Here is a 17687-nt window from a genome sequence, read left to right as displayed (position 1 = left end):
TCGTCGCGGCAAACTATCGGGTCGAATTCCATCCGTTTCAATGCGCAGCGATGCCGCAGCGCAGCGTGGGCCGGCGCAAAGGATCACTGGCATAAATCCCAGCGATCAGAAAAATTGATTGGCGCAACACCTTGTGCCACCGGTACATTCGACTGGTCCAGCCAAGTGAAAAAAGCTGGCCATCGAGGAACATCTCCCATGCCACAGAGAAACGACACGGCCATATGGTCCGGCCTGTTCCGGATTTCGGCGGAATCCGGTCAGACCCTGCAGGCGCAGATCCGTCAGGCGATCGTCGCCGCCATCCTCGACCGGCAGATCGCGGCTTCCATGCCGCTTCCGTCCTGCCGGATTCTCGCCGAAAAACTCGGCGTAGCGCGTGGCACCGTGGTGCTGGCCTTCCAGCAGCTGGTCGACCAGGGCTTCCTGGTGGCGCGCGAGCGCCGCGGCCACTTCGTCAATCCCGAAGTGCTGGCGACGCCGGCCAAACCGCACCAGAAGGCGCCCGACCAAGCCAACGAGATCGACTGGAAGGCCCGCCGGCAGATCGCGGCGAGCGACATGCCACCGCCGGCCAAGCACGACAACTGGATCAAATCGTCCTACCCCTTCGTCTATGGCCAGTTCGACCCGGCGCTGTTCCCGACCGCCGAATGGCGCGAGTGCAATCGCATGGCGCTGGCGGTGCTCGAAATCCGCAACTGGGCGTCCGACATGGTCGACCGCGACGATCCGCTCCTGATCGAGCAGATCCAGGCACGGCTGCTGCCGCGACGCGGCATCTTCGCCAATCCGGACGAGATCATCGTGACGCTGGGGGCGCAGAACGCGCTTTACATGCTGGCGACGCTGTTGATGACGAAAGGCTCCAAGGTGGCGATGGAGGATCCGGGCTATCCCGATGCACGTTCGATCTTCCGGCTGGCCGGCGCCGACATCCAGCCGGTTCCGGTCGACCACTCCGGCATCGTAACCTCGGCCATTCCCAATGATTCCGGCTTCGTCTTCGTCACGCCCAGCCACCATTGCCCGACCATGGTGCCGCTGTCGGCGGAGCGGCGGCAGGATCTTTTGGCGCGCGCCAACCGCTACAACCAGATCATCATCGAGGACGGATATGACAGCCAGCTCCTGGACGAGGCGCCGCAGCAGGCGCTGAAGAGCCTCGATCGGTCCGGCCGCGTCGTCTACGTCGGCTCGATGTCGAAGACGCTGGCTCCCGGCCTCAGGCTCGGCTACATCGTCGCCTCGGCCGGGCTGATCTCCGAGCTTCGGGCGCTGCGCCGCTTCATGCTGCGCCACCCGCCGGCAAACAACCAGCGCGCCGTCGCATTGTTCCTGTCGCTCGGCCATCACGAGGCGCTGGTGCGGCGGCTGTCGAGCGCCTTCGACGAGAGGCGCAAGCGTCTGGTCCATGCGATTTCCGCCTTCCTGCCGGAGTGGCGCTCGACCGATTCGGCCGGCGGCACGTCGCTCTGGCTCGAGGGACCGCGCGGCACCGACTCGCGTGGGCTGGCGGAGGCCGCGGCCTCGCGCAGCGTCATCATCGAGCCTGGCGACCGCTTCTTCGACCGCACCGAAAAGCCATCGCGTTTCATGCGCTTGGGCATTTCCTCGATCGCGTTGCAGCACATCGAACCCGGCATCCGCGAACTGGCGACGGCAGCTGGACGCAGGCCGGCAGCGGCCTGATCTCCCTTCCCCGACCGGAGCCTGGCGCATGTAGCGCGACTCCGGTTCTTTAGCTCCTTGGCATATGCGACGGGACCGGCTGGCACATAGGCTGTGCCAATGCCGGCGGCATAGTCGGAGTACATAGGGGACGAAGCAGGCCGATGGTGGACCAACCGCCGCGCCCGCTCCGCAGCTAAAGTTGGAGTGCCTTCATGCCAATGGCCCATGAGAAGCAGGACGTGTCCGCAGACCAGCGTTCGCGGCGGTCCGGCGGGCGCGAGGCGCGCCGCGCCATGCGGGCGGCACCGCTCGCCGACGACGTCAAGCCGGTGCGCGCCGGCCTCGAAGGCGGAAGCTACAGCCCGCTCAGCGGCAATGATTGCGAACGTATCCACGAGGCCGTGCTTACCCTTTTGGAGACGGTCGGTTTCGCCAACGCCATCCCCTCTTGCATTGAGGTACTGACCAAGGCCGGCGCAACGCTTGGCGAGGACGGCCGCCTGCGCTTTCCTCGCGGTCTGGTGGTCGAAACGATCAAGAAAGCGGCGCGGCATTTCACCCTGCACGGCCAGGATCCGAAGCACGACATGGTGATCCAGGGCAAGCGTGTGCATTACGGCACGGCTGGTGCTGCGGTGCATCTTGTCGATGTCGAAAAGCGTGAGTATCGCGAGTCGCTGCTGCAGGACATTTACGATGCGGCGCGTCTGGTCGAGGGGCTCGACAACATCCATTTCTTCCAGCGGCCGATGGTGCCACGCGACATCCCCGACCCGCTCGATATGGATTTCAACACGCTCTACGCCTGTGTCATGGGCACGTCGAAGCATGTCGGCACCTCGTTTACCGTGCGTGAGAACGTCAAGCCGGCGCTCGACATGCTCTATGCCATCGCCGGCGGCGAAGAGAATTTTCGCGCGCGGCCTTTCGTCTCCAATTCGAACTGTTTCGTCGTGCCGCCGATGAAGTTTGCCGAGGACGCCTGCGGCGTGCTCGAAGCCTGTGTCGAGGGCGGCATTCCGATCCTGCTGCTGTCGGCAGGCCAGGCAGGTGCGACGGCACCGGCGGCGATTGCCGGTGCCGTGGTGCAGGCGGTCGCCGAAGTGCTGGTCGGCCTAATCTATGTCAACGCCATCAAGCCGGGCCACCCGGCAATCTTCGGCACCTGGCCGTTCGTCTCGGACCTCCGGACCGGCGCCATGTCGGGCGGTTCGGCCGAGCAGGCGGTGCTGACCGCGGCCTGCGCGCAGATGGCACAATTTTACGACCTGCCGGGCGGTTCGGCCGCCGGCATGACGGATTCGAAACTGCCTGACATTCAGTCAGGCTACGAAAAGGGCATAACCGACGTGATGGCCGGTCTTGCCGGCCTCAACCTGGTTTATGAATCGGCCGGCATGCACGCCTCGCTGCTCGGCTTTTGCCTTGAGAGCCTGATCATCGACAACGACATGCTCGGCCACTGCCTGCGCTGCGTGCGCGGCATCGAGGTGACGGACGAGTCGCTGTCCATCGACACCATCGCCGATGTCTGCCTAAAGGGCCCGGGCCATTATCTCGGCAACGAGCAGACGCTGCGGCTGATGCAGACCGAATATTTCTATCCGGCCGTCGGCGACCGCTTTTCGCCGAAGGAATGGAATGAGAAAGGCAGGCCCGACATCTTGCAGCGGGCGATCATCGAGAAGAAACGCGTGCTTGCCGAACGCTTCCCGCGCCATGTGCCGAAGCCCGTCGACGACAAATTGCGCGCCCGTTTCGGCGATATGATCAAGCTGCCGCGCGGCAGAATGGGCGGCTGAGCGTTAGCCGCTCGCCGCCAGCAACAAGACGCCGGCCAGCGCCGATCCGGCAAGCGTCGGCAGCATGCCGATTTTCAGCTTCAGAATGGCGATCATCGAGGCACAGGAAAGCAGCGCCGCGCGCCAGTCTATCGATGAAAGCACCGGCACGTCCATTCCAAGCCCGACATTGCGCACTTCGCCGAAGATGACGTGCAAGCCGAACCATAGAGCGAGATTCATGATGACGCCGACGACGGCGGCGGTGATTGCGCCGAGCGCCGCCGACAGCGCCTTGTTGCCGCGCAGCGCTTCGATGTAAGGCGCGCCAAGGAATATCCACAGGAAACATGGGGTAAACGTCGCCCACAGCGTGAACAGCCCGCCAAACAACCCGGCAAGCAGCGGCGCCAGCGAGCCCGACTGGCGGAAGGCGGCGACGAAGCCGACGAACTGCAAGACCAGGATGAGCGGGCCCGGCGTGGTTTCGGCAAGTCCGAGGCCGTCGACCATTTCACCGGGTGCCAGCCAGCCGAAGTACTCGACCGCTGCCTGCGCCACATAGGCAAGGGCCGCGTAGGCGCCGCCGAAGGTAACGACCGCCATGACACTGAAGAAGCCACCGATTTGCGTCCAGACGCTGGCCGAGCCGGTGACAGCCCAGACCAGCAGAACAGGCCCGAGCCAGATCGGCAGCCAGATCGCCAAGATGCGCGGCGCGTGCCATCGCGTCGGCCTGACGTGGGTCAGTTCACCGCGCTCGAACATCAGATCGACCGCGCCCTTGATGTCGGGAACATCGCCCTTGCCATGCGAAGCGCCGGAAAAAAATGCCGGCGCACTACGGTTGCCGATCCAGCCTGCCAGGCCGGCAAGCAGGACGATCAGCGGAAACGGCACGTTCAACGCGTAGATGGCGATGAAGGCGGCGAGTGCGATCGACACCATGACGGGGTTTTTCAGCGCGCGTCTGCCGATCCGGATCACCGCCTCGATGACAATGGCGAGCACGGTCGCCTTGACCCCGAAAAACAGCGCCGCGACGAGTGGTACATCGCCATAGAGCGCATAGAGGCTGCTCAGGACGAGCATGACAAGCGCGCCCGGCACGACGAAGAGAATGCCGGCAACAAGGCCGCCGACCGTTTTGTGCAGCAACCAGCCGATATAGATGGCAAGTTGCTGGGCCTCCGGGCCAGGCAGCAGCATGCAGTAGTTCAACGCATGCAGGAAACGCTGTTCGCCGATCCAGCGCCGTTCCTCGACCAATTCCTTGTGCATGAGTGCGATCTGCCCGGCCGGGCCGCCAAAGCTGAGCACGCCGATTTTCGCCCAGACTTTCACGGCCTGCCGGAAGCTCGGCACAACCGGCTCTTGGATCTCCGGCGGCTTTTTCGAAAGGACGGCGCTCACGAAGGCTTGCCCGCGCCGAGATTGCCCGTGCCGGCGGCCGGCCAGTTATGCGTCTCCTCGGTGGCATCGCGGCACCAGCGGAAGAACGCATCGTAAAGCAGCATGCCGGCCTCGAGCTGCTCCAGATCGTCGCGAAACATCCGTGACAGGCCAAGCGAGGCGGCCAGGAACCCGGCCGCCTGTGGGACAAGATCGAGGCTCGCAGTATCGGCAGCGCGTATGATCGTGGCGAGGCGATCGAGCGCTTCGGATTTTAGTCCGAACTCCTCGATCATGGTATCGAAGGTGCAGCGTTCGCCGCGGTGGCTCCAGAACACGTTCTCGATGTCGAAAGGCACGGCCTGAAAGCGATCGGCGACGGCCGCCACTTCGGCCGGCTCGACGAAGAGAAAGACCGCGTGAGGATTGATGAAGCGTCGGATCAGCCAGGGGCACGCGATGCGATCGACCTTCGGGCGCGTACGCGTCACCCAAACGGTGCGGCCCTTGGCATCGGCGGGCGGTATCTTGCCGGTGTGAACCAAAAGCCCCTTGGCATCGCGCCATGCCTCAAACCCGCCTTCGAGCGATTCGGCGGCAATGCCCTCGTGCCGCAGCCATGCGGCCACGCCTTGCGAGAGCTTTTTTCCCTGTTGGCAGACGACCGTCACTTGCTGGCCAGTGAATTCGCCAGCCCAGGTGGCGACAGCCTTGAAGTCCCGCCGGGTTGAGCCCGGCAACAGGCGCGGATCGGCGTTGTAGTCATCGTCGGTGCGGACTTCGATGATTGCGGGCGCACCCGGCAGCCCAATCAGACGAGACAGTTGCGATACAGTGATAGCGGTTGTTGACGGCATGGCGTCCACCTCCTTGAAAGAGAAGCTTGGACGCGAACGTTGGGCTGACGCCTCACGGGGTCGTCGCGATGCACCCCTTACGATGATCGTGGATTTGTCACGCCCGCTTGTCAAGCATTCCCGTTCTCGCGGGAGCAATCGCTTTTGACAAATGACCGCGTCCAACTCTGTGGCGGGCATTTCTCCCCGTTAGCGGGCTGTTAACGGGGAGAAATGAGGTGACCGTCGCGCTGGCGAGCTGACGGCTCGTGCGACGGACCCTGGTCAGTGATTGTCCCTCGGCACGCCGCTTGTATGAGCCACATCCTGGTACTTCACCGCCGGCTTCAGCACCATGCCTTCGGAAAACTGGTCGACCATGCCGCGCTGGATTTCCTGCCACGGCGTCTGGTGCTTCGGATAATGATAGCCGCCATTGTTCTGCAGCTCGGCGCGGCGCCGCGTGATCTCGTCGTCGCTGACGAGGATGTCGGCGGTACCCTTGCGCAGGTCGATGCGGACGCGATCGCCGGTCTTCAGCAGCGCCAAGCCGCCGCCGATGGCGGCTTCCGGCGAGGCGTTGAGGATCGACGGCGAGCCCGACGTGCCTGACTGACGCCCGTCGCCGATACAGGCCAGCGCGTGGATGCCCTTTTTGATCAGATAGGCAGGCGGCTGCATGTTGACGACTTCGGCGCCGCCGGGATAGCCGATCGGGCCGGCGCCGCGCATGAACAGGATGGTGTGCTCGTCGATGCCCTGTGCCGGGTCGTCGATACGGGCGTGATAATCCTCGGGGCCGTCGAAGACCATGGCGTTGCCCTCGAACGCTTCCGGGTCCTTCGGGTTCGACAGATAGCGTTCGCGGAATTCAGGCGAGATGCCGCTGGTCTTCATGATCGCCGAATCGAACAGATTGCCCTTGAGGTTGATGAAGCCGGCATTGGCTTTCAGCGGCTCGGCAACCGTGCGGATGACGTCGAGGTTCTCGTTCACGGCGCCGCCGCAATTGTCGCCGATGGTCTTGCCGTTAGCGGTCATGGCTTCCGGATAGGGCAGCATGCCGCCCTTCATCAGTTCGGCGATCACAGCCGGCACGCCGCCGGCATGGTGATAGTCCTCGCCGAGATATTCGCCGGTCGGCTGCAGATTGACGATGAGCGGAATGTTGAGGCCAACCTTCTGCCAATCGTTGTTGTCGAGCGGCACGCCGAGGTGGCGGGCGATGGCGTTGAGGTGGATCGGCGCATTGGTCGACCCGCCGATCGCCGAATTGACGACGATGGCGTTCTCGAAGGCCTTGCGGGTCATGATGTCGGAGGGCTTCAGATCCTCATGCACCATGTCGACGATGCGCTTTCCAGTCTCATAGGCGATCTGGCCGCGTTCGCGATAGGGGGCGGGGATTGCGGCCGAGCCCGGCAATTGCATGCCGAGCGCCTCGGCCAGCGAATTCATCGTGGTAGCGGTGCCCATCGTGTTGCAATAGCCGGTCGACGGCGCCGAGGAGGCGACGATGTCCATGAACTCGTCATAGCCGATCTCGCCGGCCGACAGGCGCTGGCGCGATTCCCAGACGATGGTGCCGGAGCCGGTGCGCTTGCCCTTGTGCCAGCCGTTGAGCATCGGGCCGACCGAAAGCGCGATAGCCGGAATGTTGACGGTAGCCGCGGCCATCAGCATGGCCGGCGTCGTCTTGTCGCAGCCGATGGTGAGCACCACGCCGTCGAGCGGATAGCCGTAGAGCACCTCGACCAGGCTGAGATAGGCAAGGTTGCGGTCGAGCGCAGCTGTCGGCCGCTTGCCGGTTTCCTGGATCGGGTGGCAAGGAAACTCGAAAGGAATGCCGCCCATCGAGACGATGCCCTCGCGCACGCGCTTGGCCAGTTCGATGTGATGGCGGTTGCAGGGCGACAGGTCCGAGCCGGTCTGGGCGATGCCGATCAGCGGCTTGCCGGACATCAGTTCGGCCCGCGTCAGCCCGTAATTCAGGTAGCGCTCCAGATAAAGTGCTGTCATGCCCGGATTGTCGGGATTGTCGAACCACTCTTGCGAGCGAAATTTTTTCTTGCTGGTGGGGGCGCCTGCCATCGTGGTCTCCGTATTTGTATGACAAATCGATATGACAACGCGCGGGAGCAGGCAAGGGGCACGCGCCATCCGAATCCGCACTTTGGTGCGATAGACACACATCTGCCTCCGCGCTAGACGGGATCGTGGTTTGTCAGTCCGCTATCCCGGAAAAGTTGGAGCGTGTCGCCGCGGACCCCGCCCGGTCCTTCGGGCCACCCTCCGCTCAAAGGGGAGGGATATCCGCATCACTCGAACACGATGCTCGGCACTGCAGCCTCGGCCGCGCCGCGCTCTTCATTGACGCGGTGCCAGACCTTGGCGGCGATGTCGCGATAGATTTTCGCCTCGGCGCTATCGGGCTTGGAGACCACCACCGGCGTGCCGGCATCGGAGCTTTCGCGGATGCCCATCTCGAGCGGCACTTCGCCAAGGAAGGTGACGCCGAGGCGCTCTGCCTCACGGCGCGCGCCGCCATGGCCGAAGATGTCGTAGCGTTTCCCCGTATCGGGGGCGAGAAAATAGCTCATGTTTTCGACGATGCCCAAAAGCGGCACGTCGACCTTTCTGAACATGTTGAGGCCTTTGCGCGCATCGATCAGGGCCAGGTCCTGTGGCGTCGAGACGATGACGGCGCCGGCCAGCGGCACCTGTTGGGCCATGGTCAGCTGGGCGTCGCCGGTGCCGGGCGGCATGTCGACGACGAGCACGTCGAGCGGTCCCCATTCGACCTCGCGCAGCATTTGCGTCAATGCCGACATCACCATCGGCCCGCGCCAGATCATCGGCGTCTCCTCATCGACGAGGAAGCCCATCGACATGACCTTGAGGCCATAGTTCTGCATCGGCTTCAGGATCTTGCCGTCGACGGTCTGCGGCCGGCCATGAATGTTGAGCAGACGTGGCATGGACGGGCCATAAATATCGGCATCGAGCACGCCGACCCGCAACCCGTTGGCGGCCAGGCCAAGGGCGATATTGACGGCGGTGGTCGACTTGCCGACGCCGCCCTTGCCGGAAGCAACAGCGATGATGGCGTCGATGCCTGGTACGCCGCGCTTGCCATGGCTGTGCGAGGCGGGCGCCTGCGGCGCGGGACGAGCAGGTGCGGCCGGCGGAGCGGGCCTCTGAGCCGGTCTTTGCGGAACCGGCGCCTCCATGCCGCCGCCCTTCTTTTCCGCCGTCAGCGCGACCACGGCGCCGGCGACACCGGGGATCGCCTTGACGACACGCTCGGCGGCCGCACGCAGCGGCTCCATCTCCTGGGCACGGGCGGCGGGAACGGTGATCGAGAAGAACACCTTGGCATCGGCAATGAAAATCTCGGAAACCATGCCGAGGTCGACGATATTGCCGGTGAAATCCGGCCCGTTGACCGTCTTCAGGCGTTCGATGACGATTTCCTTGGTGACGGACATCAGATCTTCCTTATGCAAGCTCGCGCCTGAGATAGTGCAGTTTCCGGAGAGAACCAAGTCGTGGAGCAACAGCCGGCCTGGTGTGCCCCGGAAAACGGACCGACGCAGTCGGATTTGCCTGATCGACGGTCGCCAACCATCCGTTACGACCTATCTGAGGGAGCAGCATGAGCACGACATCAAGGGAAGGAGACGATCATGCTCGCAAACAGCAACGCAACGGCCAATCTCGCAGTGAAGGACCTGGCCAGGGCCAGGGCTTTCTACGAAGGGACGCTCGGCCTGAAAGAGGTGCACAATGAAGGTGGCGAACTGATCGTCTATAAAAGCGGCGATACCAGCATCAACGTGTACCGTTCGAATTTCGCTGGGACCAACAAGGCGACGGCAGTGACCTGGACGGTCGGCGACGAGCTCGGCAAAATCGTTGAGGCGTTGAAATCGAAGGGCGTGGCCTTCGAGCATTATGACATGCCCGGCCTGACGCTGGAGGGTGACGTTCATGTCGGTCAGGGCATGAAGGTCGCATGGTTCAAGGATCCGGACGGCAACATCCTGAACCTTGTGGACAGGTAGATACGGCGTTCACGCACCGCCGCGCAGTGCTGCGGTGCTGTCACCTTGCCAGGCCGACCGCGAGGTAGGTGAGAGCCGCAATCGCCGCGGTTGCCGGCAGGGTGATAATCCAGGCAACCACGATATTGCCGGCAATGCCCCAGCGAACGGCTGAGACGCGGCGGGCGGCGCCGACGCCAATGATGGCGCCGGTGATCGTGTGCGTGGTCGATACCGGAATACCGAGCCAGGTGGCGGCGAACAGGGTGATCGCACCGCCGGTCTCGGCGCAGAAACCCTGCATCGGGTTCAGCCGGGTGATCTTCGAGCCCATCGTGTGGACGATGCGCCAGCCGCCGAGCAACGTGCCCAGCGCCAGCGCCGACTGACAGGTGATGACGACCCACAGCGGCACGTAAAAATTCGCGCCGAGCATGCCTTGCGAATAAAGCAGCACGGCGATGATGCCCATGGTCTTCTGCGCGTCGTTGCCGCCATGGCCGAGCGAATAGAGCGAGGCGGAAAAGAACTGCATGACGCGGAAGGTGCTGTCGACGGCGAACGGCGTCTGCCGCACGAACAGCCAGGAGACCGCGAGGATCAAGACGAGCGCCAGCAGAAAGCCTGCCGCCGGCGACAGCACGATGGCCGCCGTCGTCTTGCCCAATCCGGCCCAGACGATGGCGCCGGTGCCGGCCTTGGCAACGCCGGCGCCGACCAAACCGCCGATCAGCGCGTGCGAGCTGCTGGACGGGATACCGACGAGCCAGGTGACGATATTCCAGACGATGGCGCCGACAAGTGCTGCGAAGATCACTGCCGGCGTGACGATGCTGGCGTCGATGATGCCGGTTCCCAGCGTCTCCGCCACGTGAAGACCGAAGAACATGAAGGCGATGAAATTGAAGAAAGCCGCCCAGAACACCGCATAATGCGGCCTCAGCACGCGGGTGGAGACGATTGTCGCGATGGAGTTGGCGGCATCGTGCAGGCCGTTGAGGAAATCGAAGAACAGTGCGACGGCGACAAGGCCGACCAGCACCGGAAAGGCTATCGCGGCTTCCACTATACGTTCTCGATGACGATGCCGCTGATTTCGTTGGCGACGTCCTCGAAGCGGTCGACCACCTTTTCCAGCTGGCCGTAGATCTCGCTGCCGATCAGATAGGCCATCGGATCGCTGCGGCCGTGCCGCTTGAACAGGTCCTTCAGGCCCTGTTCGTGCAGGTCGTCGGCCCGGCCTTCGGCGCGCATGACCTCCTCGGCGATGGCGTTGAGGCGCACCGTATGCGCCCCGACCTTGCCGAGCAGTGGGATCGCCTCGGCCACCAACTTGGCGGCCTCGACGATGACGGCCCCCATTTCCTGCATCAGCGGGTCGAATTCCTTCTTTTCGAACAACCTTACCGTCTTGACGGTCTTGTGCATCATGTCGATGGCATCATCCATCGACTGGATCAGGTCCTTGATGTCGCCGCGATCGAAGGGCGTGATGAAGGAGCGGCGCACGGCCAGCAGAACTTCCGCGGTGATCTGATCGGCTTCGTCCTCGAGATCGATGATCGTCTGACACCAGCGGTCGATGTCGTTGCCCTGCAAAAGCTGCTGCAGTGCCTCAGCGCCGCCGACCACAGTGCGGGAATGCCGCTCGAACAGGTCGAAGAAGCGATCTTCGCGCGGCAAAAGCTTGCGGAACCAGCCCAGCATGTTTCGGTCTCCCGTCGTGTCCAGTCCACGACCCCGTCCCATCCACATAGCGCCGCGTTCCATCGCGGGAAACAGTAAGCCGGCTGAAAGATGTGGATGCGGGCGATTTGCACAGGCGGCTTGCGGCCGAAGGCGATTTCCCCGACCTTGCGCGCTAAGATCGGACATAGCGTCCGTGACAGGCTCCCGACGGCATGATCGACAAGCTGGAATTCTTCATAGCACTCGCCAGGGAAGAACATTTCGGCCGCGCGGCGGAGGTGTGCGGCGTCACCCAACCGACGCTTTCGGCCGGCATCAAGCAGCTGGAGGGCCAGCTCGGCGTGATGCTGGTGCTGCGCGGCTCGCGCTTCCAGGGGCTGACGCCGGAAGGCAAGCAGGTGCTGGTGTGGGCGCGCCGCATCGTCGGCGACAGCAGGACCATGCGCGAGGAGATGCGGGCGGCACGCCACGGCCTGTCAGGACGCATCCGCATCGCCGCGATCCCTACGGCGCTGGCCATGGTGGCGCGATTGACCACGCCGTTTCGGGCAAAGCACCCCGGCGTCACCTTCTCGGTGCTGTCGCGGACCTCGATCGAGGTGCTGTCGCTGCTCGGCAATTTCGACATCGACGCCGGCATCACCTATCTCGACAACGAGCCGCTCGGACGCGTCACCAGCGTGCCGCTCTACGACGAGCGCTACCAACTGATCACCGCTGTCGGGAACCCCTATTTCGACCGCGACAAAGTGACATGGGCGGAACTCTCCCAGCTGCCGCTCTGCCTGCTGACGCCGGACATGCAGAACCGCCGCATCATCGACCAGCATCTGGCCGAAGCCGGCGTGCAGGTGCGGCCGACACTGGAATCCAACTCGATGATCGTGCTGTTTTCACATATCCGCACCGGCAAATGGTCGTCGATCATGCCGCTTAACCTTGCGGAAACGTTTGGCTTTTCCGAGCCGATCCGGGCTATCCCGATCGTCGAGCCGGATGCCAGCCACACCGTCGGGCTGGTGGCGGCGCCGCGCGAACCGCACACGCCGCTGGTCTCGGCGCTGTTGGACGAGGCAATGGCGCTGGCGGACGATTTCCGCGCCCGCCGCTAGGCTAGATAACGCTGGTGATCGAGATCGATAGAAAATTTCTATCGAGCAACGGATCGGCTTTATTGATTTAGCGGGTTTCCTCTGATTTCCTAAGCACTTAGCGGAAGACCGCCACGACCAGGGAGGGCGCTGCATGACGATGCAGCCTGCAAGTACCGAGATCGCATCGCGCACGGCGGCGATCATCCACGAGCTGAAAGGCCTCGAAGGCCCGCTGTTGCCGATCCTGCACGGCATACAGGAAGAGTTCGGCTATGTGCCGCGGGACGCGCTGCCGGTCATTGCCGAGGCGCTGAACATCTCCAGGGCCGAGGTGCATGGCGTCGTCACCTTCTATCACGATTACCGCAGCCAGCCCGCCGGCCGCCATGTGCTGAAGCTTTGCCAGGCGGAAGCCTGCCAGTCGATGGGCTCGGATGCGATTGCCGCCAAGCTCAAATCAATGCTGGGCATCGGTTTCCACGAGACAACCCGCGACGGTTCGGTGACGCTGGAGCCGGTCTATTGCCTTGGCCTTTGCGCTTGCTCGCCATCGGCGATGCTGGACGGCGAGGTGATCGGGCGGCTCGACGACGAAAAGCTCAATGAAATCGTTGCCGAGGTGCGCTCATGATCCCGCGCATCTATATTCCCGGCGATTCCGGCGCGCTGGCGCTGGGTGCGGAAAAGGTCGCCAAGGCGGTTCGGGCGGAGTTGGCCGAGCGCGGCATCGAGGCCAAGATCGTGCGCAACGGCTCGCGCGGCGCCTATTTCCTCGAGCCGATGGTCGAAGTGGCGACGGCCAATGGCCGCGTCGCCTATGGGCCGGTCAAGCCATCCGACGTCAAAAGCCTGTTCGACTGCGGCTTCCTCACCGGCGGCCATCACAAGCGCTGGCTGGGCGCACCGGACAAGATCCCGTTCCTGGCCAAACAGACGCGGCTGACCTTTGCACGTTGCGGCGTCACCGATCCGCTGTCGCTCGATCACTACAAGGCGCATGGCGGGCTGAACGGCCTGCAGAATGCGGTGGCGATGACACCGGCCGACATCGTCAAGCAGGTGACCGAGTCCGGGCTGCGCGGTCGTGGCGGCGCCGGCTTCCCGACCGGCATCAAATGGAAGACGGTCCTCGATACGTCGGCCGACCGCAAATACATCGTCTGCAATGCCGATGAAGGCGATTCCGGTACGTTCGCCGACCGCATGATCATGGAAGGCGACCCCTTCGTGCTGATCGAAGGCATGGCGATCGCCGGCATCGCCACCGGCGCGACCAAGGGCTTCATCTATATCCGCTCGGAATATCCGCATGCGGTGGCGGTGATGCAGAAGGCCGTCGAGATCGCCCGCAGGGCCGGCGTGCTCGGCGTCAATGTGCTCGGGTCACCCAATTCATTCGACATGGAAGTGCGCGTCGGCGCCGGCGCCTATGTCTGCGGCGAGGAGACCGCCCTGCTCGACAGCCTCGAAGGCAAGCGCGGACAGGTGCGGGCCAAGCCGCCGCTGCCGGCGCATAAGGGCCTGTTCGGCAAGCCGACGGTGATCAACAACGTCATTTCGCTGGCCTCGGTACCGGTGATCATGGACAAGGGTGCCGCCTTCTACAAGGATTTCGGCATGGGCCGTTCGCGCGGCACCATCCCGATCCAGATCGCCGGCAACGTCAAATATGCTGGTCTCTACGAGGCGGCGTTCGGCATGACTCTGGGCGAGATCGTCGACGATATCGGTGGCGGCACGGCAACGGGTCGCCCAGTCAAAGCGGTGCAGGTCGGTGGCCCACTCGGCGCCTATTTCCCGCGCGCCCTGTTCGACACGCCGTTCGACTACGAGGCGTTCGCGGCCAAGGACGGGCTGATCGGCCACGCCGGCATCGTCGTTTTCGACGACAGCGCCGACATGCTGAAGCAGGCGCGCTTCGCCATGGAATTCTGCGCCATCGAGAGCTGCGGCAAGTGCACGCCCTGCCGCATCGGCTCGACGCGCGGCGTCGAGGTGCTGGACCGGCTCGCTGAGAACATCGAACCGGAAAAGCAGATCGCGCTGGTCACCGACCTTTGCAACACGATGAAGTTCGGCTCGCTTTGCGCTCTCGGCGGCTTCACCCCATATCCGGTGATGAGTGCACTCAACCATTTCCCGGACGACTTTCGGCCGACGCCGGTCGCCGAAGCAGCGGAATAGGAGCGGACAGGCATGAACGCGGCATTCGACATCAAATCGCTGGTCCAGGAAATCGACTACGGCACACCCGCCTCCGAAGCGGAACAGCAGGTGACGCTGACCGTCGATGGCAAGCCGGTGACGGTGCCGGCGGGTACCTCGATCATGCGCGCTTCGATGGAAGCGGGCGTTGAAATCCCGAAACTCTGCGCCACCGACATGCTGGACTCGTTCGGCTCCTGCCGGGTCTGCCTCGTCGAGATCGACGGGCGCGGCGGCACGCCGGCCTCGTGCACGACGCCGGTTGGCGAAGGCATGGTCGTGCATACCCAGAGCGACCGGCTGAACGCCATTCGTCGCGGCGTGATGGAGCTCTATGTCTCTGACCATCCGGCTGCGTGGGGCGAGACGGCCGGCACCGGCGCCAGCGAGTTCGACAAGGTCGTCAGGACGGTCGGCCTGACCGAGAACCGCTATGGCGTGGACGGCCGCAACCACGTCGAGCAAGAAAACGGCGTGGCGCCCGGCCATGGCTCGCTGACCATCGACTACATCGCCCGCGATGAATCGAACCCCTATTTCACCTATGATCCGGCGCAATGCATCGTCTGCTCGCGCTGCGTGCGCGCCTGCGAAGAGGTGCAAGGCACGTTCGCGCTGACCATCGAGGGCCGCGGCTTCGAATCCAGGGTCTCGGCCGGCATGCACGAGGCGTTCGTCGATTCCGAATGCGTGTCGTGCGGGGCCTGCGTGCAGGCCTGCCCGACCGATGCGCTGAGGGAGAAAACCGTGCTTGCGAAAGGCCTGCCCGAGCGCTCGACCGTCACCACCTGCGCCTATTGCGGCGTCGGCTGCTCATTCAAGGCCGAGGTCAAGGGCGACGAGGTCATTCGCATGATGCCCTACAAGGCAGGCAAGGCCAACCACGGCCACTCCTGCGTCAAGGGCCGCTTCGCCTATGGCTATGCGACACACAAGGACCGTATCCTGAAGCCGATGATCCGCGAGCGGGTCAGCGATCCGTGGCGCGAAGTGTCGTGGGAAGAGGCGCTCACCCATACGGCGAATGAATTCCGCCGCATCCAGTACCAGTACGGCCGCACGTCGATCGGCGGCATCACCTCGTCGCGCTGCACCAACGAGGAGACCTACCTCGTCCAGAAGCTGGTCCGGCAGGGCTTCCGCAACAACAATGTCGATACCTGCGCCCGCGTCTGCCATTCGCCGACCGGCTATGGCCTGGGCCAGACCTTCGGTACCTCCGCCGGCACGCAGGATTTCGATTCGATCGAGCAGACGGACGTCATCCTGCTGATCGGCGCCAATCCGACCGATGCGCATCCGGTGTTCGCCTCGCGTATGAAAAAGCGCATGCGCCAGGGCGCCAAGCTGATCGTGCTCGATCCGCGCCGCACCGATATCGTGCGCTCGGCCCATGTCGAAGCGCAGTTCCATCTGCCGCTGAAGCCGGGCACCAACGTCGCCATGCTGACCGCACTTGCCCATGTCATCGTCACCGAAGGCCTGTTCGACGAGGCGTTCATCCGCGAGCGCTGCGACTGGGACGAGTTCCAGGACTGGGCATCGTTCGTGGCACTGCCGGAAAACAGCCCGGAGGTCGTCGGTCAGCTCGCCAATGTCGATCCCGACGACATACGCGGCGCGGCGCGGCTCTATGCGCGCGGCGGCAACGGCGCGATCTATTACGGCCTCGGCGTGACCGAGCACAGCCAGGGCTCGACCACCGTCATCGCCATTGCCAACCTCGCCATGGCGACCGGCAATATCGGCCGGCCGGGCGTCGGCGTGAATCCGCTGCGCGGCCAGAACAATGTGCAGGGCTCCTGCGACATGGGTTCGTTCCCGCACGAACTTCCCGGCTACCGCCACATTTCGGGCGACGCGGTGCGCGCCATCTATGAGAGCCTGTGGGGCGTCAAGCTCGACGACGAGCCCGGCCTGCGCATCCCCAATATGCTGGACGCGGCCGTCGACGGCTCGTTCAAGGGGCTCTATGTACAGGGCGAGGACATCCTGCAGTCGGACCCCGACACCAAGCATGTCGCCGCGGGTCTCGCCGCGATGGAATGTGTCGTCGTGCACGACCTCTTCCTCAACGAGACGGCCAACTACGCGCATGTGTTCCTGCCCGGCTCGACCTTCCTCGAGAAGGACGGCACCTTCACCAATGCCGAGCGCCGCATCAACATGGTGCGCAAGGTGATGGAGCCGAAATGCGGCTATGCCGACTGGGAGACGACGCAGGAGCTCGCCAAGGCGCTCGGCCTCGGCTGGAACTACACGCATCCCTCCGAGATCATGGACGAGATCGCCAAGACGACGCCGAGCTTCTCCGGCGTTTCCTTCGACCTTCTCGACCGGGTGGGCTCGGTGCAGTGGCCCTGCAACGAGAAGTCGCCGGAAGGCACGCCGATCATGCATATTGGCGGCTTCGTGCGCGGCAAGGGCAAGTTCATCCGCACCGAATATGTCGCGACCGACGAGAGGACCGGGCCGCGCTTCCCGCTGCTGCTGACCACCGGCCGCATCCTGTCGCAGTATAATGTCGGCGCGCAGACCAGGCGCACCGACAACGTCGTGTGGCACAGCGAGGATCGGCTGGAGATCCATCCGCATGATGCCGAAAATCGCGGCCTGCGCGATGGCGACTGGGTGCGGCTGACCAGCCGCTCGGGCGAGACGACGCTGCGCGCGCTGATCACCGACCGGGTGTCGCCGGGCGTCGTCTATACGACCTTCCACCATCCCGACACCCAGGCCAACGTCATCACCACCGACTTCTCCGACTGGGCGACCAACTGCCCGGAATACAAGGTGACCGCGGTGCAGGTGGGTGCATCCAACGGCCCGTCGGAATGGCAGCGCGACTATGACGAGCAGGCAAAGCAAAGCCGCCGCATCGCCTCGCTGCAAGCAGCGGAGTAGCGTTTTGGCGTCGTGCCGGAGCACCCCCCTCTGGCCTACCGGCCATCTCCCCCTCAAGGGAGGAGATTG

General features: G+C 64.0%; 13 protein-coding genes. 7 read left to right on the top strand and 6 right to left on the bottom strand.

The window, feature by feature from the left end:
- Positions 1–198: 198 nt before the first annotated feature.
- Positions 199–1692, top strand: a complete 1494-nt coding sequence (pdxR, locus tag NKH29_RS16850) for a MocR-like pyridoxine biosynthesis transcription factor PdxR (protein ID WP_352467513.1) — start codon at positions 199–201, stop codon at positions 1690–1692.
- 194 nt (positions 1693–1886) lie between these two features.
- Positions 1887–3476 (top strand): trimethylamine methyltransferase family protein, encoded by a 1590-nt coding sequence (locus NKH29_RS16845; protein ID WP_352483296.1) that lies wholly within the window; start codon positions 1887–1889, stop codon positions 3474–3476.
- A 3-nt stretch (positions 3477–3479) separates the two neighbouring features.
- On the opposite strand, the gene chrA is transcribed toward NKH29_RS16845, so the two are convergent.
- The 4 genes from chrA to NKH29_RS16825 form a co-directional block, all read right to left on the bottom strand.
- Complete coding sequence (chrA, locus tag NKH29_RS16840; protein WP_352847071.1) at positions 3480–4868, bottom strand: chromate efflux transporter; 1389 nt, start codon at positions 4866–4868, stop codon at positions 3480–3482.
- Positions 4865–5704, bottom strand: a complete 840-nt coding sequence (locus tag NKH29_RS16835) for a chromate resistance protein ChrB domain-containing protein (protein WP_353000158.1) — start codon at positions 5702–5704, stop codon at positions 4865–4867. The genes chrA and NKH29_RS16835 overlap by 4 nt, the downstream gene beginning before the upstream one ends.
- Before the next feature lie 264 nt (positions 5705–5968).
- Positions 5969–7774 (bottom strand): IlvD/Edd family dehydratase, encoded by a 1806-nt coding sequence (locus NKH29_RS16830; protein ID WP_352493736.1) that lies wholly within the window; start codon positions 7772–7774, stop codon positions 5969–5971.
- Between the two features lie 227 nt (positions 7775–8001).
- A complete protein-coding gene (locus NKH29_RS16825) occupies positions 8002–9174 on the bottom strand; it encodes an Mrp/NBP35 family ATP-binding protein (protein ID WP_352483316.1) in 1173 nt (390 codons plus the stop codon).
- Between the two features lie 195 nt (positions 9175–9369).
- Here NKH29_RS16825 and NKH29_RS16820 point away from each other — a divergent pair, with 195 nt between their 5' ends.
- Positions 9370–9747 (top strand): VOC family protein, encoded by a 378-nt coding sequence (locus NKH29_RS16820; RefSeq protein WP_352483299.1) that lies wholly within the window; start codon positions 9370–9372, stop codon positions 9745–9747.
- A 40-nt stretch (positions 9748–9787) separates the two neighbouring features.
- On the opposite strand, the gene NKH29_RS16815 is transcribed toward NKH29_RS16820, so the two are convergent.
- Together NKH29_RS16815 and NKH29_RS16810 are read right to left on the bottom strand one after the other, a co-directional pair.
- Positions 9788–10792, bottom strand: a complete 1005-nt coding sequence (locus NKH29_RS16815) for an inorganic phosphate transporter (RefSeq protein WP_352483300.1) — start codon at positions 10790–10792, stop codon at positions 9788–9790.
- Positions 10792–11433 (bottom strand): DUF47 domain-containing protein, encoded by a 642-nt coding sequence (locus NKH29_RS16810; protein WP_023717896.1) that lies wholly within the window; start codon positions 11431–11433, stop codon positions 10792–10794. The genes NKH29_RS16815 and NKH29_RS16810 overlap by 1 nt, the downstream gene beginning before the upstream one ends.
- A 194-nt stretch (positions 11434–11627) precedes the next feature.
- Here NKH29_RS16810 and NKH29_RS16805 point away from each other — a divergent pair, with 194 nt between their 5' ends.
- The 4 genes from NKH29_RS16805 (at position 11628) to fdhF (ending at position 17618) form a co-directional block, all read left to right on the top strand.
- A complete protein-coding gene (locus NKH29_RS16805; protein WP_023717897.1) occupies positions 11628–12527 on the top strand; it encodes a LysR family transcriptional regulator in 900 nt (299 codons plus the stop codon).
- A 133-nt stretch (positions 12528–12660) separates the two neighbouring features.
- Positions 12661–13140 carry a formate dehydrogenase subunit gamma gene (locus NKH29_RS16800; protein ID WP_352590774.1) on the top strand — a complete coding sequence of 160 codons (480 nt, stop codon included), beginning with the start codon at positions 12661–12663 and terminating at the stop codon, positions 13138–13140.
- On the top strand, positions 13137–14693 hold the full coding sequence (locus tag NKH29_RS16795) for a formate dehydrogenase beta subunit (protein ID WP_352590771.1): 1557 nt from the start codon (positions 13137–13139) through the stop codon (positions 14691–14693). Before NKH29_RS16800 ends, NKH29_RS16795 begins: the two co-directional genes overlap by 4 nt.
- Positions 14694–14705: 12 nt before the next feature.
- Complete coding sequence (fdhF, locus tag NKH29_RS16790) at positions 14706–17618, top strand: formate dehydrogenase subunit alpha (protein ID WP_352483303.1); 2913 nt, start codon at positions 14706–14708, stop codon at positions 17616–17618.
- Positions 17619–17687: the final 69 nt, after the last annotated feature.

It is taken from the genome of Mesorhizobium sp. M1295, from assembly GCF_040318135.1.
Lineage (GTDB): Bacteria > Pseudomonadota > Alphaproteobacteria > Rhizobiales > Rhizobiaceae > Mesorhizobium.
Note: the sequence above shows the minus strand (reverse complement) of the source record. Positions and strands in the feature narration are given on the sequence as shown.